The sequence below is a fragment of the Marinobacter sp. V032 genome, assembly GCF_052645435.1.
This window is the reverse complement of record NZ_JBQXYE010000001.1, coordinates 1,776,806-1,802,464: the sequence shown is the minus strand read 5'-3', so window position 1 is coordinate 1,802,464 and position 25,659 is coordinate 1,776,806. Positions and strand designations below refer to the sequence as shown.

The 25,659-nt window shown below is 57.0% G+C and carries 19 protein-coding genes; 10 read left to right on the top strand and 9 right to left on the bottom strand.

Annotation, left to right across the window (positions count from 1 at the left end):
* Positions 1-316 precede the first annotated feature (316 nt).
* Positions 317-502: a hypothetical protein gene (locus ACUN9X_RS08290; RefSeq protein ID WP_260035969.1), complete on the top strand. Its 186-nt coding sequence runs from the start codon at positions 317-319 to the stop codon at positions 500-502.
* Between the two features lie 131 nt (positions 503-633).
* Positions 634-2,271: a methyl-accepting chemotaxis protein gene (locus tag ACUN9X_RS08285; RefSeq protein WP_445472753.1), complete on the top strand. Its 1,638-nt coding sequence runs from the start codon at positions 634-636 to the stop codon at positions 2,269-2,271.
* Positions 2,272-2,335: 64 nt separating this feature from the next.
* On the opposite strand, the gene ACUN9X_RS08280 is transcribed toward ACUN9X_RS08285, so the two are convergent.
* Positions 2,336-2,926 (bottom strand): YceI family protein, encoded by a 591-nt coding sequence (locus ACUN9X_RS08280; protein ID WP_445472752.1) that lies wholly within the window; start codon positions 2,924-2,926, stop codon positions 2,336-2,338.
* A gap of 58 nt (positions 2,927-2,984) precedes the next feature.
* Complete coding sequence (locus ACUN9X_RS08275; protein WP_445472751.1) at positions 2,985-3,548, bottom strand: cytochrome b; 564 nt, start codon at positions 3,546-3,548, stop codon at positions 2,985-2,987.
* 702 nt (positions 3,549-4,250) lie between these two features.
* Here ACUN9X_RS08275 and ACUN9X_RS08270 point away from each other — a divergent pair.
* Complete coding sequence (locus tag ACUN9X_RS08270; RefSeq protein WP_445472750.1) at positions 4,251-5,462, top strand: EAL domain-containing protein; 1,212 nt, start codon at positions 4,251-4,253, stop codon at positions 5,460-5,462.
* A gap of 111 nt (positions 5,463-5,573) precedes the next feature.
* Here ACUN9X_RS08270 and parE read toward each other — a convergent pair whose 3' ends face one another.
* From parE to ACUN9X_RS08235, 7 genes are all read right to left on the bottom strand, one after another.
* Complete coding sequence (gene parE / locus ACUN9X_RS08265) at positions 5,574-7,469, bottom strand: DNA topoisomerase IV subunit B (protein WP_260035978.1); 1,896 nt, start codon at positions 7,467-7,469, stop codon at positions 5,574-5,576.
* Between the two features lie 162 nt (positions 7,470-7,631).
* On the bottom strand, positions 7,632-8,135 hold the full coding sequence (locus tag ACUN9X_RS08260; protein ID WP_260035979.1) for a protease complex subunit PrcB family protein: 504 nt from the start codon (positions 8,133-8,135) through the stop codon (positions 7,632-7,634).
* Positions 8,132-10,795 carry a S8 family peptidase gene (locus ACUN9X_RS08255; protein ID WP_260035981.1) on the bottom strand — a complete coding sequence of 888 codons (2,664 nt, stop codon included), beginning with the start codon at positions 10,793-10,795 and terminating at the stop codon, positions 8,132-8,134. Before ACUN9X_RS08255 ends, ACUN9X_RS08260 begins: the two co-directional genes overlap by 4 nt.
* Positions 10,796-10,967: 172 nt before the next feature.
* Positions 10,968-13,016 carry a TRAP transporter large permease subunit gene (locus ACUN9X_RS08250; RefSeq protein ID WP_445472749.1) on the bottom strand — a complete coding sequence of 683 codons (2,049 nt, stop codon included), beginning with the start codon at positions 13,014-13,016 and terminating at the stop codon, positions 10,968-10,970.
* Between the two features lie 15 nt (positions 13,017-13,031).
* Positions 13,032-14,012: a putative solute-binding protein gene (locus tag ACUN9X_RS08245; protein WP_260036589.1), complete on the bottom strand. Its 981-nt coding sequence runs from the start codon at positions 14,010-14,012 to the stop codon at positions 13,032-13,034.
* 172 nt (positions 14,013-14,184) lie between these two features.
* On the bottom strand, positions 14,185-15,246 hold the full coding sequence (locus ACUN9X_RS08240) for a hypothetical protein (protein ID WP_445472748.1): 1,062 nt from the start codon (positions 15,244-15,246) through the stop codon (positions 14,185-14,187).
* A gap of 377 nt (positions 15,247-15,623) precedes the next feature.
* Positions 15,624-16,244 carry a TetR/AcrR family transcriptional regulator gene (locus tag ACUN9X_RS08235; protein ID WP_445473196.1) on the bottom strand — a complete coding sequence of 207 codons (621 nt, stop codon included), beginning with the start codon at positions 16,242-16,244 and terminating at the stop codon, positions 15,624-15,626.
* Between the two features lie 147 nt (positions 16,245-16,391).
* Between ACUN9X_RS08235 and ACUN9X_RS08230 the strand changes: the two genes are divergently transcribed.
* The 7 genes from ACUN9X_RS08230 to ACUN9X_RS08200 are packed head-to-tail and all read left to right on the top strand — an operon-like array spanning position 16,392 to position 25,610.
* The gene (locus ACUN9X_RS08230) at positions 16,392-18,212 is read left to right on the top strand and encodes an acyclic terpene utilization AtuA family protein (RefSeq protein WP_445472747.1); all 1,821 of its coding nucleotides are present in this window, start codon (positions 16,392-16,394) and stop codon (positions 18,210-18,212) included.
* The gene (locus ACUN9X_RS08225; RefSeq protein WP_445472746.1) at positions 18,209-19,075 is read left to right on the top strand and encodes an SDR family oxidoreductase; all 867 of its coding nucleotides are present in this window, start codon (positions 18,209-18,211) and stop codon (positions 19,073-19,075) included. Before ACUN9X_RS08230 ends, ACUN9X_RS08225 begins: the two co-directional genes overlap by 4 nt.
* An 11-nt stretch (positions 19,076-19,086) precedes the next feature.
* On the top strand, positions 19,087-20,703 hold the full coding sequence (locus tag ACUN9X_RS08220; RefSeq protein WP_445472745.1) for an acyl-CoA carboxylase subunit beta: 1,617 nt from the start codon (positions 19,087-19,089) through the stop codon (positions 20,701-20,703).
* Between the two features lie 58 nt (positions 20,704-20,761).
* Positions 20,762-21,922 (top strand): citronellyl-CoA dehydrogenase, encoded by a 1,161-nt coding sequence (atuD, locus tag ACUN9X_RS08215; RefSeq protein WP_260035991.1) that lies wholly within the window; start codon positions 20,762-20,764, stop codon positions 21,920-21,922.
* Positions 21,923-21,935: 13 nt separating this feature from the next.
* Complete coding sequence (locus ACUN9X_RS08210; RefSeq protein WP_445472744.1) at positions 21,936-22,760, top strand: enoyl-CoA hydratase/isomerase family protein; 825 nt, start codon at positions 21,936-21,938, stop codon at positions 22,758-22,760.
* 31 nt (positions 22,761-22,791) lie between these two features.
* Complete coding sequence (locus tag ACUN9X_RS08205) at positions 22,792-24,786, top strand: acetyl/propionyl/methylcrotonyl-CoA carboxylase subunit alpha (protein ID WP_445472743.1); 1,995 nt, start codon at positions 22,792-22,794, stop codon at positions 24,784-24,786.
* Positions 24,783-25,610, top strand: coding sequence for an SDR family oxidoreductase (locus ACUN9X_RS08200; RefSeq protein ID WP_260035994.1), 828 nt, complete (start codon positions 24,783-24,785; stop codon positions 25,608-25,610). The genes ACUN9X_RS08205 and ACUN9X_RS08200 overlap by 4 nt, the downstream gene beginning before the upstream one ends.
* The last annotated feature ends 49 nt before the right edge of the window (positions 25,611-25,659 follow it).

The following is a 25,659-nucleotide window of genomic DNA, read 5'->3' as shown; positions in this document are numbered from 1 at the left end:
ATCGCCCAAATTCCGGCGAGCGGCCATTATAGGAACCCCAGACCGATCACACCAACCCTTGCGGTCGGTTGATTGCTATTTTCTGACTATAAATAGCGGAATCCACGAATGGAGCCGGAATCTTAGTCTCTCTATTCTTTCCCGACTGGTGCGCTGATCAACAAACCACCAGTTGCTGCATATCCCATCCGTATAAGCTTGACCGGGGTGGGGTATCCGGAACTCATGCAGGTATCGTTTTCTATCGGGGTCATTCAGTACTTTTATGCGAACAGATACACTGAAACTCTTATTAAAGGCCTGCGGCCGGGCGTTCATGACCGCCTGCATCAATGCAGCACTGGCGCTGGGGCTGATGTTCCTCGTTGAATTTGCTATCAGCGGCACCTGGAACCCCGCCCCCATCTACGTTTATGCCGGTCTTCTGATCTGGGTCGTGGTATTCAGCGGCCAGATTTTCCGCCAATACCGTCTCTGCCAGTGTGACCACGCCCAGCATTAGACCATGCCCCGGTAAACATCTGCCCTCTCATCACCATCAGGCTCCCCACCAAATCCTGAATATCACGCAAGTCTTGCGATGGTTGCTATTCTGACAATACAGATAACAATAACCTGTATCGGAGAGCACGTATGTCGCTCATTAGTAAACTGGGTTTCAAGACCAAGATCGTTCTTCCGTTTGCTTTAACAGCGCTGGCCATTGTCGGGCTTGGCGTAATGAACCTTGTGACCACACAGGTTTTTGTCAACGACACGGCACGTCTCACCGAGAACTACCAGCCTGCTGTCAGCGCTGCCTTGAACGCCGATCGCGACCTCTACCAGGCCTACACCGCCCAACAAAATCTCATTTTTGCCGCGCAATCCGGCAACCCGACTGACAGCCTTCTTAAAGACTTCGAGGAAAATGCCCAGCAGGCGCTAGACCGCATGTCGACAGTCAAAAACCTGCTGGCTGCCAATAACATCAAAGCAGAACTCAATGGCTTCGAGCAGGATTACAAGCGCTGGAAAACAGCAGCCGATCAGGTTAACGCCATGGCCACCAATGGCCAGGCGCAAGCGGCCCGGGACACGCTTCAGGCAACGGCGCTGCCCCTATTCTCGTCTTTGAGACAGCACTACGATGTCGCTGGTGCATTTGCCGATGAGCAAGCGCTGATAACGGCACAAGCGGCCACTGCCCAGGGGAATCGCAGCATGATGATCACGGTGGTGATCACAGTGCTCGTGCTGGCTGTCAGCGGCATAATATTCCTGATCAGTATACGGCTGATTGGCGGCGCCATGAACGAACTGCGCCGTCGACTGAACGATATTGCCGAAGGCGAAGGCGATCTGAGCCACCGGGTTCCGGTAGAACTGGACGACGATCTCGGTCGCCTGTCCGCAAGCGTCAATGCGGTACTCGGCAACCTGCAAGCCATGGTCCGTGAAATAAAGACACTGTCGACAGAACTGAGCCAGGGTGCCGGGCAACTTGAAACGGCCGCCAGCGAGAACAGCGAGGGCATTACCCAGCAGACCGATGCAATCACCCAGGTCGCAACCGCCATCAACGAAATGCAAAGTGCCATCGAAGAAGTCGCCGGCAACGCATCAACTGCTGCAGAAGTCACTCACAGCGCGCAGCAAAACGCCGAGTCAGGCGCACGCATCATTCAGAATTCATCCCAGGAAGTCCATCGTCTGTCAGAGCAGATCAAAACAGCGGTCGATGTCATCCGCAAACTATCTGAAGATTCGAGCAACATCACATCAGTACTCGATGTGATACGGGGTGTTGCCGAACAAACCAACCTGCTGGCGCTCAATGCGGCTATTGAAGCAGCGCGGGCCGGCGAACAGGGGCGCGGTTTTGCTGTTGTGGCCGACGAAGTGCGAACGCTGGCCCAACGCACCCAGGAATCAACTGCTGATATCCAGTCGATGATCACCACACTGCAAACCGGCGTATCGAATATCGTGTCCGTCATGGAACAGGGCAACGAACAGGCCACTCAAACGGTCAAGCTGTCCAGCGAAGCTGAGCGGGAACTGGGCGCCATTCTGGGCGCGATGAACAGCATCAGCGACGTTAATGCCAGCGTGGCATCTGCCACAGAAGAGCAGACTCAAGTGGTGGACGAGATCAATCGCAGCATTGTTCGCATCAACGATCTCGCCCAAAGCAGCGATGAACGGTCAACGGAAATCAATCAGATCAGCCAATTGCTGGCCGGCTATGCCACAACTCTCGACACCCAGGTCGGTCGCTGTCGGGTGTAACATATAGCGCCACAACGAAAAACACCGCCATATGGCGGTGTTTTTTATCAGCGGCTCTTTCGATTTACTGACGAACGCCTTCAATCGAAATAATCATTTCCAGTGTCTTGGATGACGGGCCGAGGTCCTTGTCGATACCGAAATCAGCCAGACGCAGCTCGGTTTCAGCTTCAAAGCCCATGCGGTAGCCACCCCAGGGATCCTTGCCATGACCGATCATCTCCGCTTCTAGGGTAATTTCCTTTGTGACGCCGTGAAGGGTCAGGTCGCCGATGATATCGGCTTCATCACCGTCGTCATCCATCACGATGCGCTTGCTTTTGAATGTCGCTTCCGGAAACTCGCCAGTCGCAAGGAAATCGTCGCTGCGGATATGCTTGTCCCGCTCAGCGTGGTTGGTATCGACACTTTCGGTGTCGATGGAGACCTCTACCGAGCTGTTGCCAGGGTTCTCGGCATCGTATTTGAACTGGCCGTCAAACTCGTTAAAGCGGCCGTAAAGCCAGCTGTACCCCAAGTGCGAAATCTTGAACATCACAAACTGGTGATTACCTTTCTTGTCGAACGCATAAGTACCGCTTGCTTCATCAGCAGCCTGAACGCCACCAACCATGGCCAACGATACCGCCGACGATAACGCGAGTTGCTTCAACATAGTCCTTCTCCTAAACGCTTTTGGGTTACGTGAATATCGAGTTGTCTGACGTTGTCAGTTATCTTCTGCGGGATATTCCCAGCATACGCCGCAAGGTATCGTCCCGATCAATAATGTGATGTTTCAGTGCCCCCGCACCATGAATGACAGCTAGCACGAGCAGCCCCCAGGTTGCCCAGTAATGCACCAGGCCTGCCGTATCTTCCAGCCCTTTCTGTCGACCAGTCAGTGACGGCACAGTAAACCAGTTAAATACGTCAATACCTGAGTTATCAGCTGTTGAAATCAGATAACCACTTACCATGGCCACCAGAATCAGTAGGTAAAGCACGCCGTGAGCAACCTTTGCACTGACCTTCTCCCAGCGTTTGTGGTTGGACAATGAATGCGGCACTGGTGAAACAAGACGCCAAAGCAGCCTGAGTAGCACCATAGCAAACAGTAAGAGGCCAATGCTCTTATGGATATGCGGCGCCGAACGATACCAGCTGTCGTAATAGGTCAAATCAACCATATAAGTTCCCAGCGCGAACAGCCCGAAGACAGCCAGCGCTACCACCCAGTGCAGAACAATACTGACCCAGCCGTATCGGTCAGCAGTATTTACGACGGGTGCAGACATAGTGCGCTTCCTTTGCATCAATGGAGGATCCGGGGCGTTGGCGCCGCTGGCGAGTGCCTTAAGCATAGTAAAAAGCATACACCGCAATGCCAAGGTGAATATTTTGGATACCTCAATCAGAAAAACTGACCAATACCACCACACCAATACTGGACAGATGTACTCTTAACCAACACTAAACCATAGTCTTATAGGGATATTACGGATTGTGATCGAGCGACTAAACTCCGATTATTGCAACCATAGACGACGCTGTTGGAGTGCACGCAAACACTTACCAGCAGCCGGTTTTCAAACAAGTCATTAATGAACAATAAAGGAGTGAAAGCAATGGAAATCGAATTTGACGAAAACGTCGTAATCCCAAGCAATAACTGATATCCCGCGGTAAAGTTGTGGGCCGAAACGGTGTATTGTCTCATCGCCGTAGGGCCCGCCGCCCCCTCAGAACAACCTTTCCAGCTACCAAGTTACTGAAAGCGTTTTAATTTTTACGTATTTTTACCGGGTTTTACTGGTGCCACCTCCCCTTATTTGGCATTCTCCAGTGGCTGAGTGGCTTCAAAGCGACCACATTTTCAGCGTACACCTGTCACTTACTTCGCTTTCTACATCGATTATCGATAAGCAACCGTCGTAGCCATAATGTCGAAGCAGGCCTCAAACAGCAGTATGGGACAAGAGCTGGAGTTACTGACTCCTATGCTCGACCATCATCCTTATGGGTGGTCGGCCAGCTTTCAGGGCCTGACTCTACGTACTGCACTCCAGCCCATATTCAGCATTTCCCATAAGCGCATCGTAGGCTATGAAGCACTCATCCGCGCTTTCGATAACGACAATGTCAGCGTCTTGCCGATGCACCTTTTCCAGCTACCGGCGTCTGACCCTGAAAACGTCTTGCTGGACAGGCTTTGCCGTTACCTGCATGTGCAGAACTTTGCTTCGCTGACCGACGAAGTAAACTGGTTGTTCCTCAACGTTTCACCCCGAGTAGTCGCCACCGGCAAACAACGCGACTCCTTCTTTGGCCAGCTGCTCCAGCGCACCGGTTTTCCACCCCACCGCATCGTCGTCGAAATTGTAGAACAGCCGACAGATGACGCCGAGCTGTTGCGCGAAACCGTCAATTACTACAAGGAGCTCGGCTGCCTGACGGCCATTGATGATTTTGGAGCCGGACACTCCAATTTCGAGCGGATATGGAACCTGGCGCCCGATATCGTCAAACTTGATCGCCAGATTCTGACCCGCGCCACCGACGACAAGCGGGCGCGACAGATTCTCAACGGTATTGTGTCACTGCTCCACCAATCCGGCTGTCTGGTGCTGCTTGAGGGCGTTGAAACCCGAGAACAGGCCATGATCGCTATTGATGGCGGGGTAGATTTTGTGCAGGGATTTTTCTTCCAACGCCCGGGACTGGAGCTGGAAGAAGTCATCAAAACAGTGTCGGATTTCGACTCTTTACTGAGTGACTACAAGATCAGCAACCAGGCCCAGCTTGATCCGACTCACGAAATAACCAGCTTCTTTGGTCGCCTGTTCATGAGTTCCGTGTCGTCACTTCGGGAGGGTATGTACTTCGATGCCGCGTGTCATGACCTGTCGAACCATCCAACGGTGTCACGCTGCTATCTGATCAACGAGCTTGGCGTGCAAATAGAAGATACGCTGACATCAGAAAAACTGGTCGATGCCTTTGACCCCCGCTTCCGGCCACTGGAAAACACCTCCAACGCCGACTGGTTCCGCCAGCATTATCTCCGCCAGGCACTAAACCAGCCGGAGCAACTGCAAGTGACACCGCCGTACCTTTCGGTCACTGGCGCCTATATGTGCGTCACGCTCTCGTTTGCGTTTCATCTCAATGACGAGATCAAAGTACTCTGCTGCGACATCCTCGCCCGCTGACACTGATTGCATGAGCCCAAAAACGGGGCTCATGGCTTGAACACTATAGAGCCAAGCAAGCCGGAGCTGCTGATCAATGTAACGGAATACAGCAGAATCGATCAGCCCCCACTAAACCGGGACGTCTGCCATATTGCCGTAGGCTTCCAGCCACACCTTGCGATCAGACGCCCGCTTTTTACCCAGCAGCATATCCATGCGCTCGTCCGTGCCGTCATCATCTTCAAGCGTAAGCATCACCAGCCTGCGGGTATCCGGCGCCATGGTGGTTTCACGCAGTTGCAGGGGGTTCATTTCACCCAGGCCCTTGAAGCGTGTAACCGAAATCTTGCCACGGCGTTTTTCCGCTTCAATTCGATCCAGAATGCCCTGCTTCTCGTGTTCGTCCAGGGCATAGAATGTCTCTTTCCCCAAATCGACCCGGTACAGCGGCGGCATAGCGACAAATACATGACCGGCCGCGACCAGAGGCCTGAAATGCTTAACAAACAAGGCACATAGCAGCGTCGCGATATGCAGGCCGTCTGAGTCCGCATCGGCAAGAATGCAGATCTTGTTATAGCGCAGGCCGTCAATCTGATCCGAGGCCGGGTCTACACCAATCGCAACCGCGATATCATGAACTTCCTGGGAGGCCAGTATTTCACCCGAATCCACTTCCCAGGTATTCAGAATTTTGCCCCGCAGCGGCATAACCGCCTGAAACTCGCGGTCACGGGCCTGCTTGGCAGAACCACCTGCAGAATCCCCTTCCACCAGAAACAGTTCAGAGCGCTGAGCGTCAACGCCGGAACAGTCCGCAAGTTTGCCGGGCAGCGCTGGCCCCTGGGTGATTTTCTTGCGGGCCACTTTGCGGCTCGCTTTGAGACGACGCTGGGCGTTGTTGATAAACAGCTCCGCCAGCGCCTCGGCAATATCAGTGTGCTGGTTCAGCCACAGGCTGAAAGCATCTTTGACTACGCCGGAGACAAACGCGGCGGCTTCCCGGGATGACAGACGCTCTTTGGTCTGACCGGAGAACTGCGGCTCCTGCATTTTGAAAGACAGCACATAGCTGCACCGGTCCCAGATATCTTCCGGCGACAATCGCACGCCCCGGGGCAACAGATTGCGGAACTCACAGAATTCGCGCATAGCTTCCAGCAAACCGGTCCGCAAACCGTTCACATGGGTGCCACCTTGAGCCGTCGGGATAAGGTTGACGTAACTCTCCATCAGCGCTTCGCCATCTTCCGGTAGCCACTGAATGGCCCAGTCCACTTCTTCCTTGTTGCCCGCCATCGAGCCGGTAAAAGGCTCCGCTGGAATCAGTTCAATATCCGCCAGTGCGCTGCGCAGGTAATCCCGCAGGCCGTCTTCGTAGCACCATTCATCCTTTTCGCCGGACGATTGCTGCAAAAATGTCACCGTCAATCCCGGACACAAAACCGCTTTGGCGCGCAAGTTGTGACGCAAGCGGCTCACCGAGAACTTCGGGCTATCGAAATAGGATACATCCGGCGTAAAGGTCAGGCGGGTGCCGGTGTTGCGTTTGCCTACGGTATCGACCACCGCCAAATCAGTCAGTTTATGTCCGTTGGCAAAAGTCATGCTATGGAGCTGACCATCGCGCTTGATGGCCACTTCCAGATGACTGGACAGCGCATTCACGACCGATACGCCAACCCCGTGGAGGCCACCGGAAAAATTGTAGTTTCCTTCAGAGAACTTGCCGCCGGCATGCAGCCGGGTAAGGATCAGCTCGACACCAGGCACGCCGTGTTCACGGTGCATATCAACCGGCATCCCCCGGCCGTCATCTTCAACTGACAGCGAGCCGTCACTGTGCAGAGTGACATCAATACGCTTGGCGTGACCTGCAAGGGCTTCGTCGACACTGTTGTCGATCACTTCCTGAGCCAGATGATTGGGCCGTGAGGTATCGGTATACATACCCGGGCGTTTGCGTACCGGGTCAAGACCACTGAGGACTTCAATCGCGTCGGCGTTGTACTGCTTCTGGCTCATAGGGTATCTCTGGATCGATCTGTTCACGAAGCTTGGGAAAACAATGTGCGGGCACAAGGACCGCTGCCCGGCCATACCGCAGACACTAGCTTAGGGATTCAACGGCAAAGATCAACGGTTGTTTTGTAGGTGACGGGTGAATCCGTTGATTGGCAGCGCAGACTACTGCGGGTGCGACCGCCGTACCGGGAAAGGTGGCTCGCCGGTCACCACCAACTCACGCCATCCCTGGGCCGGAATTTCAAGCACCACGCAGGGTGTTGTCAGGGCCTGGGTGACCATCGCATCCGGCGCAGGTCGACGCTGGCTGACCGCAATCGAGAGTTGCTGATCGTTCAGCTCGGCATTATTAAACGTGATGCTATAGCCACCGGTATTGCGCTTACCCATACTCGCCACCAGCAACCAGCGATCGGGCTGATCTGGCCATGCGGGCAACCGGGCCCCCAGCGAGTCCGAGAAGCGCGCCCAATCAGAAGCCGATGTCGCCAACACCAGCCCGGGAGCCGTAAACCCGCAATGCGCCATTGAGGCCACGGCTTTTACAGGCGAAGTTGCCCCCCCTGCATTCCCATGAGTTCCAGAATCGCCAGAGGCCACGCAAGCCACTAACCCCAAAGCAGACACGACCAACATCATGGCGGTTTTCAGGTTGTCCGGTATCACCGTAATCTCCTTTCTGAACGCTGGGTGTCAGCGTCAGACAGGTCTTCAGGGCTCATCAGCCGATAACCTTTGAAATCAACACGCGGCAACATCGGATTCCCTTTCGCCTGGTCATCCAGGGCCTGACTTTCCAGCTCAGGGCGACGGTAACTGGTAGTCAACACCAGCCCCTGCAACTTGTCTCCCCCAACACTGATGGGCTGCGGCAACCCATTGGTAGGGTACTCCGCACAGGCTTCACCCGATTCGCAGATAAAGCCATTGTTATCCGTATCTGCCCCTGCCACCAGAATGTAGTCGCCGTCAGGCACCTCATCAAAACTGAAATTGTATCGGCCTTTGACGACATCAGCCACGCGCTGATCTTCGACAATACCTGAATTGTCAGCTCTGACGAGCAACACAAAATGCCGACCGGCATCGCGGGCCTCAGCGGGATCTCCCAACTGCACGTTGACGGGCAGATCCAGGGTTTGCCGGCCTGTTTCATTTTGATACGAGACGGTGACAACCGCTTGCTTGGCCTGTGAGGCGTCCAACACCCGGGCATTCAGCACAGCATCACCGGTGGTGGTCGAACGGGTAACCTCAAGCCAATCGGGCGACGCATCAATCGACAGGGTATCCAACACATTCTGGCTACTGTCCTGGGGTACCACGCGCAATGTCAGACTGGCGTCCGTGACCGAACCATCAAACTGGAACCCGTTCGGGTAGGCCGACAGGAAGGTGCCCAACCCTCCGCCTGAGGCAGCATCGACGGCCTTGAGCGCATTGATGAGACCATAGCCGTACTCGGCTCGGCTGCCCACCGTGTCTGTGATAGCGCCCTGCCGCAGGTATTCGCGAAACTCTGCCAATGACAGCGTCGGCAATCGCTCTTTCATTAAAGCCAGAACGCCAGCCACATGAGGTGTTGCCATCGAGGTGCCCTGCAAACCGGCATAGCCCGGACTGAACTGATTTTCAGACTGCTGCCCCCAGGCACTGACGACCACATCAGCCACCCCATCGCTGTTGCCGTCCCGGGATGAATCCCCACCCGGAGCAACCAGGTCAATCCAGTTGCCAAAGTTGGAGTAGCCTGCACGCACCCGCCCCCCGTCAACGGCGCCGACTCCGATAACATTGTCGAACGCCGCCGGATAGACCGGGATGCTGTTGCCATCGTTACCGGCCGCGGCCACTATCAGAATTCCCGCATTGGCCGCACGGTTAATCGCCGCTTCAAGCTGACTGCTGCGGCCGGTGCTGCCCAGGCTGAGGTTCATGATCTGGGGGCGCTGCGATGCAGGCAAAGCCGCAAGTGAATCAATGGCGGCGATGAGATCTGAGCTGGAGCCTTCACTATTTTTACCCAGCACCCGGATCGGCATCACCTTGGCAAACGGCGCGACACCGAGACCTCCTTCCGTGTTATCAAGCGCCGCGATAGTGCCGGCAACATGGGTGCCGTGGAAACTGGGCAGCGTAAACCGGTCTTCAGTTCCGGGATTCGCCGGGTTGCCATCGCGGCCCGCTGTGCCGTCATTATCCAGCTCGCCCGACACAAAATCGGAGGCGCTGAGAATCAGAAGATTTGACTTGTCACCGTCATCCAGATCCGGGTGCCAATTGCCACCGCTCAACGGCGTGCGGCTGAACAAGCCCGTATCAAGCACCGCGACCCGTACATTATCCCCCGGCCTTGGCACAGCCTGCCAGGCCGTGGGCAAACTGATCAGGGAGTAGTGCCACTGACGATTGAACAAAGGATCGTCGATCGAGTTGACCGCCAGCGCCCGGTACAGATAGTTGGGTTCAGCGCTGATCACTCCCGGCATGCCGCGCAGTGAGCGAATCCAGTCAAGCGTCTCCCGCTTTTCTGCTGCGGTGTTGGCCGCTGACGTGAAGGTGCGCACCTGTGCTTGCCCTGTGCCAGAACGCCGTATGCGCCAGACATCATGGCCAAGGTAATCCTTCTCAGCAGACGGGGACAGCGCATCAAGCGATGCCGTGGTTTGAGCTGGCGCCGCCATTGTCACCAGCGCCTCACCAGGCACCCAATCGGGTGACGCATAACTGAGACTTGATGACGTCGCATCGATAGATGACGACACGGAGATGACATACCGGAACGGAATACCGGACAACGCCCTCAAGCGCAGCTCATAGATTGCAGGGTCAGAGCCGGCATCTGGCGACACGGTAACTGGCAGGTTGCTTGAAACAGGCCGCTGTGGGCGCGACTCGCCACTGGGAGCAAGTTCCACCGAAGCGCTCACGGGAAAGCCCAGCGACGCGTCTTCAACGTCAAAGATCTGAACCGTTACGACCTGATCTTCAGTCAGCGTCAATCGGTAGCTGTCTAGTTGATCGCGGTAATAATCCAGCCCCGATTGCGGATAGACGCCATTGGTGGCGCTGAGGTATCCACCAACAACCGTTGGGCTGGGCAGGCTTTGAGGCGTGGTCGCGTTATCAACGGCATTGCCACTGAAAATATCGTCAGCCGTATCACTGTCGACGCGGGTACGCGCCTCAATCGCAATACTGCCACTGATGTCAGGACCGGTCTCATCGCTTGACGAGCCCCCCCCGCAACCGCCGATCAGCGACGCACCAAGTGCGACGCCAATGAACCACAGTGTGGCTCGCGTAAACTTGCCATCCCTATTCATGCAGGGCTGTCTCCCGGTATTGTGCGTGCCTGAAGCATAGCAATTCCATCCAGCCCTCTCCGTCAGTCTTTGTAGGGAAACCGTCAAGAAATACGACACCGTGCTGGTAACAGATGCAAAAAAACCGCTACCCGGGCATCCGGATAGCGGTTTTTACAACGCCGGCTTCATGTCAGCTATAGAAGAACATCGGCACAAAGGCCACGATAAGCAGCGTGGTTCCCATTACCAGCAATGGTAACAACAGCCGTTCATAACGGTGCCAGAACGAGCCGGTACTCTCTGCGGCCAAGACTTCAGTCTCCCCCACCACCTGCCGGGTAAGCAGGTGATTGAGTGCCACCGGCGGGCTTAAATACCCCAGCTCAAACGCCACCAGACACACCAGCCAGAAGTGGAGCGGATCGATACCGAGATCCATCGCCGCCTGGGCAATGGTCGCCGACACCAGAATAACCGCGCCAAAGGGATCCATAATCATGCCGATAAAAGTCAGCATGAACACAATCACCAGCATGACCAGCCATGGGTTGGTGAGGGATTCCGGGAAAATCATGTGGACCACGCCGGAACGCTCCAGAATGCCGCCCAGACAAACGGAACACCCCATCAGTGCCAGCAAGGCGCCGATATGAACAGCCGAATCGCTCGCAGCTGCCGTGCTGCGACTCCAGAACGCCCGCGAGCGGGTGACTTCTGAAGGGCGATTGTCGGTGCTGGCATCAAGAAAAACCAACGCCAGCATGACAATTGGCAGAATCATCGGTGCACTGTATTCGTTGAAGCTCAGCCCCAGCACAACCCGGATCAGGCCGATCACAAACGCAGCTGTCAGTACGTAAGGCAACAACGGCAACAGTCGGCGGCCGGCTTCAGCGAATGCGCCTTCCTGAGGCCGTGGTTTCCAGTTGCCCTGGGTCTTGCAGACGATCAACGAGAACAATGACGCCGACCCCATGAAAACCCAGAAGCCCCAGCCGTACATTTCACTGGTGGTGACCTCCTTGTTGAGCGCGGCGACCACCACAATCAGCAAACAGGGATTCAGCACCACCCCCATACTGCCGGACATGGCCGTTGTCGCCAGCGAAAGCTGCCGGCCTGCACCGGCCTTGCGAAGTTCGTCGTAGATGACGCCGCCAACAGCGAGGATGAAGATACCGGACGCACCGGTAAACGCAGTCGGGAAAGCCGTTGCGAAGATGATCAGCGATGCCAGCGCCGGTGCCGGCAGGCGGAAGGGCTGAATCACATTGAGTAGCAGATCCGGCAGCCGGGTCTGCTTGAGCATCATCCCGACAAGCACGTACAGACCGATGTTAATGAACATCGACGCCAGGTTCGTCATCTGGCCGAAATAGATCGCCAGCCCCGAGCTGTAACCATCCACGAAGTAGAAGTACACCATGGCAATAATGCCCATCTGGCTGTACAACGGCACCACGAGGAAAGAAGAAGGCGTCAGACCGCCGGCACGCACTCGCTCGGGAATCTTGAACAGCCGGTAGATATTAATTGCCATGAACAGCGCGAACACCCCCGCCCACGCGTACTGCAACTCCAGCATCGTGCCCGAGGCATGGCCGGCCCCCAGTCTTCCGGCGTAGGAAGTCAGTGAATAGACCATCAAGCTATTCACGACCAATTGCGCAGCCTGGGACAGCTTCCATTCAGCCCGGTTTTTGGGCAATCTCAGGGCAATATGATCGGCATCAAACGCTGACACCATCGCGGCCAGCGCGAACAGCCCGAGAAACAGGAACTTGGTGAGATCGATATTATCCAGTAACCAGTCAGCAATGCCCTGCTCGACGGTTTTGAACACCGTCAATGCAGGCGTAATGTTGTCCTGATTCTCAGCGAACATGGCGTGCTTTTTCTGGCACAGCTCCAGGTTCTTTCGATAACTCTCACGCAGCTTGTCGGCATCGGGAGGGGATGAAAACAGCTCGTCCGGATCCGGCGTGTACTCGCTCATCCTTTTCTGGACGGCGGCCTCAACATCCATATCGACATTGCAGTCTGGCTCGGAAGCCCAGGGGTTAAGCAAGTAATAGTTGGGCCAGGTCTGCTCGCCCACCCACAGCATCCGGGAATGCAGCGAACTACCCATACCCAGCAACAGGGTAAATACCAGGAGTGCCAGCAGGATCACCCCGTGCATGCGATGCACGGGGTACAACGTTTTGATCCCACTGGACGACATCGCGCGCCAGTTCATGATGAGTACCCGCCCTTATTCGCGATTGGAAGCGGTGCACTCTGACGAGCCAGGATTGCTCGCACAGCGTACCTTACTCAGTAACCCCATCATTTTCGGATCATACACTTCGGGCGCACCGTTTTTGCCGTCCCTCAGTTCAAGACGGTTCTCGCGGAACATTTCCTGGTAGCCCTGAACATCAGCATCGGAAATATGCACCCACTGTTCATCAGGAATCGCAGCTTCACTACGCTTCACCAGCCCCATCGCCTGGCCGTACATACCCCAAACCACCTCGCGGGAGGCTTGAGCGGTTTTTTCGTCAAACACGCCGTCCTTTGCCACCAATTGAACAGTAAGCTGGGCCAGCGGGTAATCCACAACGCCACCCTTGTCGCCAACGCCCTTGTAGAGCTCCAGCGCCTCGTAGGCGAACGCCGGAGCATAGGCGGTATCAACCGAGCCGTTGTTGAACTTGCCGGCAAAATTGGTGATATCCGATGGCACCACGGTCGCCTTGACGAAGTTCACCATGTGAATCGCGTCTTTCTGGTAATCCAGCGTGGCCATGCGCTTGCCGGCAAGATCACCCGCGCTGTCAATCGAGCGGTCGTTAACGAACAGGTAGCCGGCACCAGCGGGCGCGATACCCACGATTTCGTATTCTCCCTGCTTCATCAGCTTGGCAGCCTTGGGCTGAGCCAGCGTGGCCAACACAGTATGCAGGTCATCGTATGTCGGGATAGCGCCAACAGCGCTGATTGAGCCGGTAAACCGGTTGAATTGACGGGTCCGCAAATCTGTGGCGGCCAGTACATCACATTGCCCGGACTGGAAATCACCCAGTGCCACACCCTCATCGGTATAGGGTTTGAGTTTCAGATCAACACCATGCCCTTTCATTTCAAGGGCGTAGTCTTTCAGCAGATTGTAGATATCACCGTTGGCGCCAATGACGTCAAACACACACATGCTTTTCGTGTCAGCCTGCGCCACGGGCGCACTCAACGCCATGGTGGCAGCAACGGCCGATGTGCCCAGTGCTTGTTTAAGAGTCGTTTTATTCAGGAACATCATGGAATCTCCAAATGACTTGTTGTGATTATTAACGTGTCAGGATTGTGTGAGCGCCGCCCCTGCTCCCCTTGCCGGGGTCGCAACAACGGACGCACGCCCAATGCATCAGTCAGAGTAAGTCGTCCAAATCCATCACATCGGCATCCGACGCGCTGTCCGGACTCATCTTTCCGAAATGGGTGCGCGGTGTGCGATAGCCATATTCGGCGGACCAGTACTTGTCAGACACATGCAGGATCACAGCGCTGCCAATTTCATCGACCAGGCGATAGTCTTCGCTCTTCTTGATTGTTTTTTCAGACGCCGCAAAGCGGGCAATCACATCCTTGATGACATCCTGTCGCCCCTGGGTTTCTGCCGCGACCGCTTCGAGCGCCATTGAAGCCCGGAAACCCGCTTTTACGCCGAGTTCTGAACTGTTCTCAAGCAACTCCCAGGGATCCGGCGACATGGCCGGGCGGGTATCCGGGATCAGCAGCCAGACATTGGCGCGAATGGCGTTGGGGATGCCACCCCATTTCTCGTTATCAACGCACTGGGCCGCACGCTCAGCCTGTGGCGCAATATCTTTGGGAACACCCGCTTGCCCGCCGGAACCCGTGTCATTGGTGATCGCCTGGAGGCCTGTCAAAACGCCCAGAAGGAATGTCAGCTCATCCTGATCTTCGTAAAGGAACGGGCACTCTGCATTCGCATCCGAAGGATCATATTCATAGGCCCGCATCGCCCGATGGAAGGCTTCCAGCCGGCGGCTGGCTGTCAGCCCATACCAGCGCTTGGCCTGGATACGTGCGTCTTTTGCTTCTGGCACATCACCCTGAAAGTTGGCTCTCAGGTAACGGAGCTCCTGCTCCCAGGCCTCCTGTTCTGAACAGTTTGCTGCCAACAGTTGCAGCAGTGAGCCGGTGGTATCAGGCGCATCCGTGACCCGGTTAAATGAGTACACCAGTGGGTCCAGTCCTTCGCCCAGTCGGCAGGCCATGTCGGCATCCGACATCTGCATCACGTAGGGTGTCGCCTCTGATTCCGAATAGCCTGTCAGCACGACACCGGTAGTCTGATAAACCGGGTTGTATCCACAGCCACCGAGAATGGCGAGACATGCGACCAGAAAGAGACCTTTTCCGGCACGGCCGACCGCCGCTTTTCCGAGGGAATTTGGAGAGTGCATTCGCGATCCTTTCACTGTTTGTTATTGTCGATCAGGAGTCGGTCAACCTTCTGTTTCGGGCTAAACGCGCCCCGGTAACAAAAGGTAACTCCACAAGCTGATTGCAGGATGCGACGCATTTCATCGTGAGTGAATGACCTGATTGCCGGTAAATCAGGCCAATCAGGCCAATCAGGCCAACACGAAAGCGACATACCCAAGGGGTAACCTGCCTGAAAGGAAACGGCGGGAAGCAGTAAAAAGATTCAGGAAAGAACGGAAAAACCGATAGATCACGCCGGATTCCGCTGAAGTGTGGAGCCAGGAAAAACCTTGCATAACGCCTGGCTGCTTTTCCAAAAACATCACTGAAGAGCCCGCAAATCATGACGCGCCTATCAGGCTAACTGGAGCATTGCCATCACTTGATCGGCCAATTGATCCAGGGTGATGGGGCCATCCTGGCGATACCAGGTCACGGTCCAACTCAGCGCCCCCGTGAGCATTCGGCGAACAATGAACGGATCAGCGTTTACCCCACCGGACTGTTTCAACTCACCCAGCACATCAAGCCAGATTTTCTCGTAGACGTCCCGCAACTTGAGAATATCGCTTTGGGCATCGACCGACAGGCTCCGCCACTCAAACACCAGCACGGCCATCGCCTCACCGGTCTGCCCGTTGATCGATTCCAGTTCACAGCGCACCAGTGCCCTTAGCCGGTCAACAGGCGCCTGAGCCTCCGCCACCGCGTGGCGCATCAGTGCCGTGTTCAGCAGTATTGTCTCGACCATCACCGCCTTAAGAATCTCTTCTTTGGTGCGAAAGTGATGAAACAGACTGCCGGACTGGATACCGATTGCAGCCGCCAGATCACGCACGGTTGTGCGCTCATAGCCCTTGTCGCGGAACAGCCTTGCCGCTTCTCTGAGTAACCGACCCCGCGCGCCATTCGGATCTGAAATGACATTATCGGCAACCAACTGGGCGAAGATTGATTTAGGGGTCACTGAGTAAATTCCGTTCAAAGGTGAATAGGGACGCAAGCAGGCATGGCAGCGCCTGCTGACGATTGTAACCCGAAGCCGGCTATTTACAAACCAAGCGCTTGCTTGGTATTGTCATTTGCACGCTGTCCCATGTTGGCTCAACCCTTCGAGGAACCCATGACTGACACCACCAAAACCCTGCGAATCGGCTGCTCTGCTGCCTTCTGGGGAGATACCGAAACCGCCGCCAGACAACTGGTTGAAAAGGGCAATCTCGACTACCTCGTATCGGATTATCTGGCCGAAATCACCCTGTCGATCATGGCCGGCCAGCGCATGAAGGACCCCAAAGCAGGCTACGCCCGGGATTTTGTGCAGACGGTTATGGGACCGCTATTAAGCGACATCCAGTCCCGGGGCATCAAAGTCATCAGCAACGCCGGCGGTGTTAATCCCAAAGCCTGCCGCGATGCATTGCAGGCACTGTGCGAAGCACAGGGCATTGATCTGAAGATCGCTCTGGTGCTGGGCGACGACCTGCTCCCTGCCAAGAAGCAACTCGCTGATCAGGATATTCGCGAGATGACCACAGGCGACGCGATGCCGCCGATGATGGTCAGCCTCAATGCTTATCTGGGGGCACCTGGGCTGGTGGCCGCACTGGATGCAGGGGCCGACATTATTATTACCGGGCGTATTGCCGACAGTGCGTTGGTGTTGGCGCCGCTGGTTCATGAATTCGGCTGGGCCTGGGATGATTACGACAAACTGGCCCAGGGCAGCCTCGCCGGACATCTGGTCGAGTGCGGTGCGCAAGCCACCGGCGGCAACTTTACCGACTGGGAAGACGTTGCCGACGGCTACGCTGATATGGGCTTCCCGATTGTTGAAGTCAGTGCCAAAGGTGACTTCATAATTACCAAGCCGGACGACACCGGCGGCAAGGTCAGCCGCGGAACCGTGGCGGAACAGCTCGTATACGAGATCGGCGACCCGCGCGCCTACCTGTTGCCAGATGTGACCTGCGATTTCACCGGCGTCACCCTTACCGAAACCGGGCCGGACCAGGTTAAAGTCGTCGGCGCCAAAGGACTCGCGCCGACAGATACCTACAAAGCCTCCGGCACCTGGCCTGACGGCCACAAGTGCACCGTCACCTTCCTGATCGGCGGCATTGACGCCCGACGCAAAGCCGACGCTGTAGCAAAAGCCATTCTCGCCAAGACATCCGCTCTCTTTGAAGCACGCGGCCTGGCACCCTACTCTGAAACCTGTGTTGAACTGCTAGGTACCGAAGCCACTTACGGCGACCACTCAAGTGCAGGAGCCTGCCGGGAAGTGGTGGTCAAAATCAGCGTGGCACACCCCAAGAAAGAAGCGCTTGTGCTCTTCTCGCGGGAGATCGCCCAGGCCGCGACCGGCATGGCGCCCGGCCTGACAGGCATCGTCGGTGGCCGGCCAACCGTGTGGCCAAAGATTCGCCTTTATTCCTGTCTGGTGCCGAAAGATCAGCTCAACGTCAGTATCGAGATCAACGGCGAGACATCACCTGTCAGCATTCGCACCGAAGGCGCGCCGTTATCCGATCTGCCTGCCGCACCGTCTTCAGGACACGCACCTGCCACTGACACCCGCGTTCGCCTGATCGATCTGGCCTGGGCTCGCAGTGGTGACAAGGGCGATCACAGCAACATCGGTGTAGTCGCGCGGCACCCCGACTACGCGCCCTTCATAGAAGCCGCACTCACTCCCGAAGCCGTCGCCGAGTGGATGCGCCATGTCTTGCATCCCGATAACGGACGCGTGGCCCGCTGGGCCCTGCCCGGCATCAACGGCTTCAACTTTTTGCTGGAGCACAGTCTGGGCGGCGGCGGTGTCGCCAGCCTGAGGATCGATCCGCAGGGCAAGGCGTTTGCCCAACAACTTCTGGAGATGCCAGTGCCGATTGCAAAAGCGGCATTACGTTCAGAAACAGCACACTCAGGGACTGCATCATGAGCTATCAATCCATTCTTCGGGCCGGACTGTTTGAAGGCCAAACCATCATCGTCACTGGCGGTGGCTCGGGTATCGGGCGCTGCACAGCCCACGAGCTGGCGTCACTGGGCGCCCATGTTGTGCTGGTCGGACGCAAGCAGGACAAGCTGGACACCGTACTGGCCGAAATCATAGAGGATGGCGGCAACGCCTCGGCCTACGCCTGCGATATCCGCGAAGAGGAAAAGGTTGCGGCCACCGTGCGTGAAATCGTCAAACAGCGAGGCCAGATCCACGGACTGGTCAACAATGCGGGCGGGCAGTTTCCATCGCCGCTGGCCTCCATCAATCAGAAAGGCTGGGAAACCGTGGTCCGGACCAATCTGACCGGTGGCTTTCTGATGGCGCGCGAAGCCTATAACCAGAGCATGTCCAAAAACGGCGGCGCCATTGTCAACATCGTCGCCGACATGTGGGGCGGCATGCCCGGCATGGGGCATTCCGGTGCAGCACGTTCCGGCATGGTCAACTTCACCCAGACCGCGTCGGTGGAATGGGGCACCTCGGGCGTGCGCGTGAATGCCGTCGCTCCCGGCTGGATTGCCTCCAGCGGCATGGATACCTATCCCGAACAGATGAAACAGTGGATCCGCGGACTGGCGGACGCCGTGCCCCTCAAACGCATCGGCACAGAAGCGGAAGTCAGCGCCGCCATCTGTTTCCTGCTCTGTCCCGGCGCGGCCTTTATCAATGGTGACACCTTGCGAATTGATGGCGGAGGCTCGCAGGGCGGGCGCGTCTGGCCGCTACCGAAAGCAAAAAACAACGCGCCCTTTAACGGCTTTCATCGCGCTACAGCGCCCAAAGTACTGAGCGACGACTGAGGACGGACCGCATGCAGATTCTGGAATCCGCGATAGATCCCCAATCGGCCGAGTTTGCCGAAAACACAGCTGCCACCCAAGCTCATATCGACCTGTTTCGGGAAGTGGAGCACAAGGTTCTGGCGCTGGCCGAAGCTGCTCGGGAGAAGTTCACCAAAAAAGACAAGCTGCTGCCAAGAGAGCGGATTAACCGCTTGCTGGATCGCGGGACCCCCTTTCTCGAACTCTGCTCGCTCGCCGGCTATAAGATGTACGACGACAAAGACGGCAGCATGGCCGGCGGCGGCATCATCGCAGGTATCGGTTCGGTCAGTGGCATTCGCTGCCTCGTAGTCGCCAGCAACAGCGCAATTAAGGGGGGCACCATTACGCCGGCCGGGCTCGACAAAACCCTGCGCCTGCAGCAGATCGCGATGGAGAACAAACTGCCGGTGGTGTCCTTGTCCGAAAGCGGCGGCGCCAACCTGAATTATGCCACCGATATCTTTGTGCTTGGCGCTAGAGGCTTTGCCAATCAGGCGCGCATGTCGGCTACGGGTATTCCGCAAGTGACGGTAGTACACGGCAACGCCACCGCCGGCGGGGCCTATCAGCCAGGCTTGTCCGACTATGTGATTGTGGTGCGCAACAAGGCCAAGATGTTTCTCGCAGGCCCGCCGCTGCTGAAAGCGGCCACCGGCGAAATCGCCACCGATGAGGAACTCGGCGGCGCTGAAATGCATGCCGAAATTGCGGGCACGGCCGAATACCTGGCCGAGAACGATGCCGACGCTATCCGCGAGGCCCGGGATGTAATGGATGCGCTGGCATGGAATGAAACACTGGCGCCAGCCAGAGAGGTTGAGTGGGAAGAGCCACGCTACTCTCCCGACGAACTGCCCGGCGTGATCCCGGCCGATCCCAAAAAACCGTATGACGTGCGGGAAATCGTCGCCCGGATTGCCGATGGCTCCCGTTTTCAGGATTTCAAAGCAGCCTACGACGATCAGACCGTTTGCGGCACGATCCGGTTGTGCGGTCACCGGGTTGGCATTATCGGCAACAACGGGCCAATCACGCCCGCCGGTGCAACCAAGGCCAGTCAGTTTATCCAACTGTGTGATCAGGCCGGCACGCCGTTGCTGTTCTTGCACAACACCACCGGTTTCATGGTCGGCACTCACGCCGAGCAGAATGGCATCATCAAACATGGTTCGAAGATGATTCAGGCTGTCGCCAATTGTCGCGTGCCCAAGCTGGCCGTGGTGGTCGGCGGCTCATATGGCGCCGGTAACTATGCCATGTGCGGGCGCGGTCTGGACCCGCGTTTTATTTTCGCCTGGCCTAACAGCCGCACCGCCGTGATGGGTCCGGCTCAGGCCGGCAAGGTCATGCGTATCGTTGCGGAAGACAAGCAACGCCGCGCCGGTATCGAGCCGGAGGCCAAGACGCTGGATTTCCTTGAACAAGCCACTGCCAAGAAACTTGAAGACGGCTCCACCGCGTTATTCGGCACCGCCCGCCTCTGGGATGACGGTCTGATCGACCCGCGCGACACCCGCAAGGTGCTGGCGATGGCGCTATCTGTCATAAGAGAAGCAGAACGACGGGAATTGCGGCCAAACAGCTACGGCGTCGCACGATTTTAATTTTGAGCCTTCAAATAAAAAACGCCACCACAGGCACACAGAATCAGGGTGAGATCACATGCTATTTACTGAAGAACATAACGCCTTACGTAAAACCGTCCGCGACTTCGTAGAAAAGGAAATCAACCCGCACTGCGACGAATGGGAAAAGGCCGGCGAATTCCCGATCCACGACGTTTTCAAAAAACTCGGCAACCTCGGGCTGCTGGGCATTCACAAACCCGAAGCCTATGGCGGAATGGGGCTGGACTACAGCTACAACCTGGTGGTCGCCGAAGAGCTCGGCATGGCCCACTGCGGCGGCGTTCCTCTGGCCATTGGCGTACAGACCGACATGTGCACCCCAGCCCTCAGTCGTTTTGGTTCGGATGCCCTGAAGCAGGAATTCCTGACACCTGCCATCGCAGGTGACAGCGTGGGCTGCATCGGCGTCAGTGAAGTGGGCGCAGGGTCTGACGTCGCCGGCCTCAAGACCACCGCACGCAAAGACGGCGACGACTACATCATCAACGGCGCCAAGATGTGGATCACCAACTCCCCGAGTGCAGACTTTATCTGCCTACTGGCAAACACCTCTGACGACAAGCCCCACAAAAACAAATCGCTAATTATCGTGCCGATGAACAGCCCGGGCATTTCGCTCTCGACCAAACTGGACAAACTGGGTATGCGCTCGTCGGAAACCGCTCAGGTGTTCTTCGATGATGTGCGGGTGCCGCAACGCAACAGAATCGGCGCCGAAGGCACCGGCTTTATGATGCAGATGGTGCAGTTCCAGGAAGAGCGCATGTGGGGCGCGGCCAACGTGATCAAGGCGCTCGAGCTTTGCATCGAGAAAACCATTGAATACTGCCGCGAGCGGGAAACCTTCGGCCAGCCACTGATCAACAACCAGTACATCCATTTCCGTCTGGCCGAGCTGCAAACCGAAGTGGAAGCCCTGCGCGCCCTCACCTATCAGGCCTGCGAGCTCCACATCCAGGGCAAGGACGTGACCAAGCTGGCATCAATGGCCAAGCTCAAGGCCGGCCGTCTGGGCCGTGAAGTCACCGACAGCTGCCTGCAATACTGGGGCGGCATGGGCTTCATGTGGGACAACCCGCTGTCCCGCTCCTACAGGGACGTGCGTCTGGTCTCCATTGGCGGCGGTGCTGACGAAATCATGCTCGGCATCATCTGCAAGCTTATGGGCATTCTGCCCGGCAAGCGCAAAGATTGAATGGAGCCCCGTCATGATTCAGCTACCGGAATGCGAAACCCTCAGCTTGCGGCACGATGGCCCTGCACTGCATGTCACGCTGAACCGGCCCGACAGCCGCAACGCCATGAGCCTGATCATGGTGCGGGAACTGACAGCGGTATTTGACCAGATCGCGAATGAACCGGCGATACGCGCTGTATTGCTGCGCGGCGCCGGCGGTCATTTCTGTGCAGGTGGCGACATACGCGACATGGCCGCCGCCCGAGCCGCCAAAGCCGAACCGGGCCAGGATTCGTTTCGGGACCTGAACCGGGCGTTTGGCGAGATGATTCAGCAAGTCAACGAGGCGCCACAGCTGGTTATTGCGGTGTTGGAAGGCGCGGTGATGGGTGGCGGCTTCGGTTTGGCCTGTGTATCAGACATCGCCATTGCCCGCGACAGTGCCCGCTTTGCCATGCCCGAAACCAGTCTGGGCATCATCCCGGCGCAAATTGCGCCTTTTGTGGTTGAACGCATTGGTTTAACACAAGCGCGCCGGCTGGCGTTGCTCGGATTGCGTATTGAGGGTGCAGAAGCCCAACAGCTGGGAATCGTTCATCACGTGGAAGGCAGCGATAGCGCGATAGAGGAACGGGTTGCGGACACCTTGAAACAGATCACCCGTTGCGCGCCCCACGCCACTGCCGCAACCAAAGCGCTACTGCACCGGGTTGGCAAAGAATCCATGACCGGCTTGCTCGACAGCGCCGCCGATCAGTTCGCCTGTGCCGTTCGCAGTAACGAAGGCGCGGAAGGCACGATGGCTTTTATGCAAAAGCGCTCACCGGCCTGGGCGCAACCGGTCGATGACCAATGACACAGTTTCACCCGCCAGCAGGAGCCGGCTCATGATCCGAAAAATTCTGATTGCCAATCGCGGTGAAATCGCAGTGCGGGTGATGAAAACCGCAAAGGCGCTGGGCTACCGGACGGTTGCCGTATACAGCGATGCTGATCGCGACGCGCTGCATGTCCAAACAGCAGATGAAGCTGTTCATATCGGCCCGTCGTCGGTCGGCGAATCCTACCTGCGCCAGGATGCCATCCTTGAAGCCGCCCGCAAAACCGGTGCCGATGCCATTCATCCCGGCTACGGATTCCTTTCCGAGAACGCGGACTTTGCAACAGCTTGCGAACAGGCAGGCCTGGTCTTTATCGGCCCACCCGCTGCGGCTATTGAACTTATGGGCAGCAAGCGCCGGTCGAAAATCGCCATGCAAGAGGCAGGTGTGCCTGTCGTGCCGGGCTTCGAAGCTGCTAATGCCAGCGACGATCAGCTTATTGAAGCGGCCGCTTCTGTTGGTCTGCCGGTGATGATCAAAGCCTCTGCCGGCGGTGGCGGTCGCGGTATGCGGCTGGTGCACGAAGCCAGCCACCTGGCCGATCAGATTCAGCGCGCCCGCTCCGAAGCAAAAAACGCGTTCGGCGATGACGAACTGATTCTGGAAAAAGCCGTCATCGAACCTCGCCATATCGAAATCCAGGTCTTCGCCGACACCCAGGGTAATGCGGTGTATCTGGGCGAACGGGATTGCTCCATTCAGCGCCGCCACCAGAAAGTCGTCGAGGAAGCACCCTCCCCGTTTATGACACCGGAGCTCCGCGCTGCCATGGGGGAAGCGGCCGTTCAGGCGGCCAAAGCCTGCCAGTATGTGGGTGCCGGCACCGTTGAATTTCTGGTGGATAGCGAACGTAATTTTTACTTCCTGGAGATGAATACCCGCCTGCAGGTGGAGCATCCGGTTACCGAACTGATTACCGGACAGGATCTGGTGGCCTGGCAGCTGCGGGTTGCCGAAGGTCGGCCACTGCCGCTGACGCAGGATCAGATTAGCCTCACCGGACACGCCATTGAAGTCCGGCTCTATGCCGAAGATCCGGCGGACAATTTCATGCCCCAGACCGGCATGCTTGAACGCTATGCACTCGCCGCAGTTGATGGCGTGCGTTATGACAGTGGCGTCCAGCAGGGCGATACTGTGTCACCCTTCTATGATCCGATGCTGGCGAAAGTGATCGCCTACGGCGAGGACCGCGCCGATGCCCAGCGCCGCTTGCTGCGCGCACTTGAGGACTCGCAAATCTTCGGCGTGACTACCAACCGGCATTTCCTGAGCCGCGTCGTTGCGCATCCGGTATTTACCGCAGGAGACGCGACAACCGCATTTCTTGAGCAGGATTTTGCAGAAGACGAGTCACTGCAATCACCCGCACCCACACCGCGTGAGCTGGCGCTCGCATCGCTGCTTCTGGCACGGACGGATACAGTGGATTCAGACACACCGCACTGGAGCAATAGCCCGGCAACGCCAATGCCATTGACGCTGGAAATCAACGACGTGCCCTACACCGTCACACTGCTTCAGCAAGGTGACCAGGTAACCCTCAAGCACGGTGACGACGCGACAGCACTGACCGTCGTATCCCTGAGCGACACCCGGCTGGACTTTATCGACAATGGGGTTCGTCAACATTGCCAATATCAGCGCCGGGACGATCACCTATATTTGCAGCAGCTCAGCCGCTCCCTGTGTGTTCGGGATACCACACACGCGCCGGTTTCCGGCATCGCGGGCGCCGCGTCGGATCAGGTTCTGGCCAGTATGGACGGGGCAATCATTGACGTGCGGGCTGCCGAAGGTGCTCAGATCAGCAAAGGCGACACACTGGTTATCCTCGAGGCAATGAAAATGGAGCATCCGTTGATTGCCGATCGGGATGGCATTGTCGCCAAGGTACACGTGAGTACCGGCACACAAGTCAAACGCCGACAGTTACTGGTTGAACTGGCAAGCGAAAACACTGACACGGCAGCGGACACCGCAAAGGAAGCAACATCATGAGCACTCTGGCAGGAAGAACAGTTTTTATTACCGGCGGTAGCCGGGGTATCGGACGCGCGATTGCGCTGGCCTGCGCGCGCGAAGGTGCCAACATTGTGATCGCAGCCAAAACCGACACGCAGCACCCGAAACTACCCGGCACCATTCATACTGTCGCCGAAGAAGTAGAAGCCGCGGGCGGGCGGGCCCTGGCGCTGGTACTTGATGTACGGGACGAAGACGCTGTTAAAGCCAGAATCGATGAGGCCGGAGCGCATTTTGGCGGCATCGACGCACTGGTCAACAATGCCGGCGCCATCCAGTTACAGGGCGTAGAGCAGCTATCAGTCAAACGCTACGACCTGATGCATCAGGTCAATGCACGAGCCGTATTCAACTGCAGTCAGGCTGCTTTGCCCTGGCTCAAGAAATCGGCACAGGGCCACATTTTGAGCCTGTCGCCACCGCTAAACCTGGCGCCGAAGTGGTTTGCGCAATACGGTGCCTATACGACAACCAAATACGCCATGACAATGCTCACACTTGGCATGGCAGAAGAATTCAAACGTTACGGCATCGCGGTCAACGCGCTCTGGCCGAAAACACTGATCTCTACCGCTGCAATTGAACATGGCATTGGTGGCGCTGCAATGATGGCCCAGGGCCGCAAGCCGGAGATCATGGCTGATGCCGCAGTCGCGATACTGAACCGGACCCAGGAAACCCTGACCGGCCAGACACTGATAGATGAAGACATGTTACGCCAGGACGGCGTGACTGATTTCGAGGGATACCGCTACGCCGCTGGCGACAAACCGCTGCTGCCGGATCTCTTTCTCGACTAGCGCACTGGCTGTCCATAAGTGCCTGGTCTAAGCAGAGGTTCCCGAACCC

Excerpts from the sequence above, each read along its gene's own strand:
- ACUN9X_RS08290 (WP_260035969.1), top strand. The coding sequence starts at position 317 with ATGACCGCCTGCATCAATGCAGCACTGGCGCTGGGGCTGATGTTCCTC.
- ACUN9X_RS08285 (WP_445472753.1), top strand. The coding sequence starts at position 634 with ATGTCGCTCATTAGTAAACTGGGTTTCAAGACCAAGATCGTTCTTCCG.
- ACUN9X_RS08280 (WP_445472752.1), bottom strand. The coding sequence starts at position 2,926 with ATGTTGAAGCAACTCGCGTTATCGTCGGCGGTATCGTTGGCCATGGTT.
- ACUN9X_RS08275 (WP_445472751.1), bottom strand. The coding sequence starts at position 3,548 with ATGTCTGCACCCGTCGTAAATACTGCTGACCGATACGGCTGGGTCAGT.
- ACUN9X_RS08270 (WP_445472750.1), top strand. The coding sequence starts at position 4,251 with ATGCTCGACCATCATCCTTATGGGTGGTCGGCCAGCTTTCAGGGCCTG.
- parE (WP_260035978.1), bottom strand. The coding sequence starts at position 7,469 with ATGAGCCAGAAGCAGTACAACGCCGACGCGATTGAAGTCCTCAGTGGT.
- ACUN9X_RS08255 (WP_260035981.1), bottom strand. The coding sequence starts at position 10,795 with ATGAATAGGGATGGCAAGTTTACGCGAGCCACACTGTGGTTCATTGGC.
- ACUN9X_RS08250 (WP_445472749.1), bottom strand. The coding sequence starts at position 13,016 with ATGAACTGGCGCGCGATGTCGTCCAGTGGGATCAAAACGTTGTACCCC.
- ACUN9X_RS08245 (WP_260036589.1), bottom strand. The coding sequence starts at position 14,012 with ATGGCGTTGAGTGCGCCCGTGGCGCAGGCTGACACGAAAAGCATGTGT.
- ACUN9X_RS08240 (WP_445472748.1), bottom strand. The coding sequence starts at position 15,246 with ATGCACTCTCCAAATTCCCTCGGAAAAGCGGCGGTCGGCCGTGCCGGA.
- ACUN9X_RS08230 (WP_445472747.1), top strand. The coding sequence starts at position 16,392 with ATGACTGACACCACCAAAACCCTGCGAATCGGCTGCTCTGCTGCCTTC.
- ACUN9X_RS08225 (WP_445472746.1), top strand. The coding sequence starts at position 18,209 with ATGAGCTATCAATCCATTCTTCGGGCCGGACTGTTTGAAGGCCAAACC.
- ACUN9X_RS08220 (WP_445472745.1), top strand. The coding sequence starts at position 19,087 with ATGCAGATTCTGGAATCCGCGATAGATCCCCAATCGGCCGAGTTTGCC.
- atuD (WP_260035991.1), top strand. The coding sequence starts at position 20,762 with ATGCTATTTACTGAAGAACATAACGCCTTACGTAAAACCGTCCGCGAC.
- ACUN9X_RS08210 (WP_445472744.1), top strand. The coding sequence starts at position 21,936 with ATGATTCAGCTACCGGAATGCGAAACCCTCAGCTTGCGGCACGATGGC.
- ACUN9X_RS08205 (WP_445472743.1), top strand. The coding sequence starts at position 22,792 with ATGATCCGAAAAATTCTGATTGCCAATCGCGGTGAAATCGCAGTGCGG.
- ACUN9X_RS08200 (WP_260035994.1), top strand. The coding sequence starts at position 24,783 with ATGAGCACTCTGGCAGGAAGAACAGTTTTTATTACCGGCGGTAGCCGG.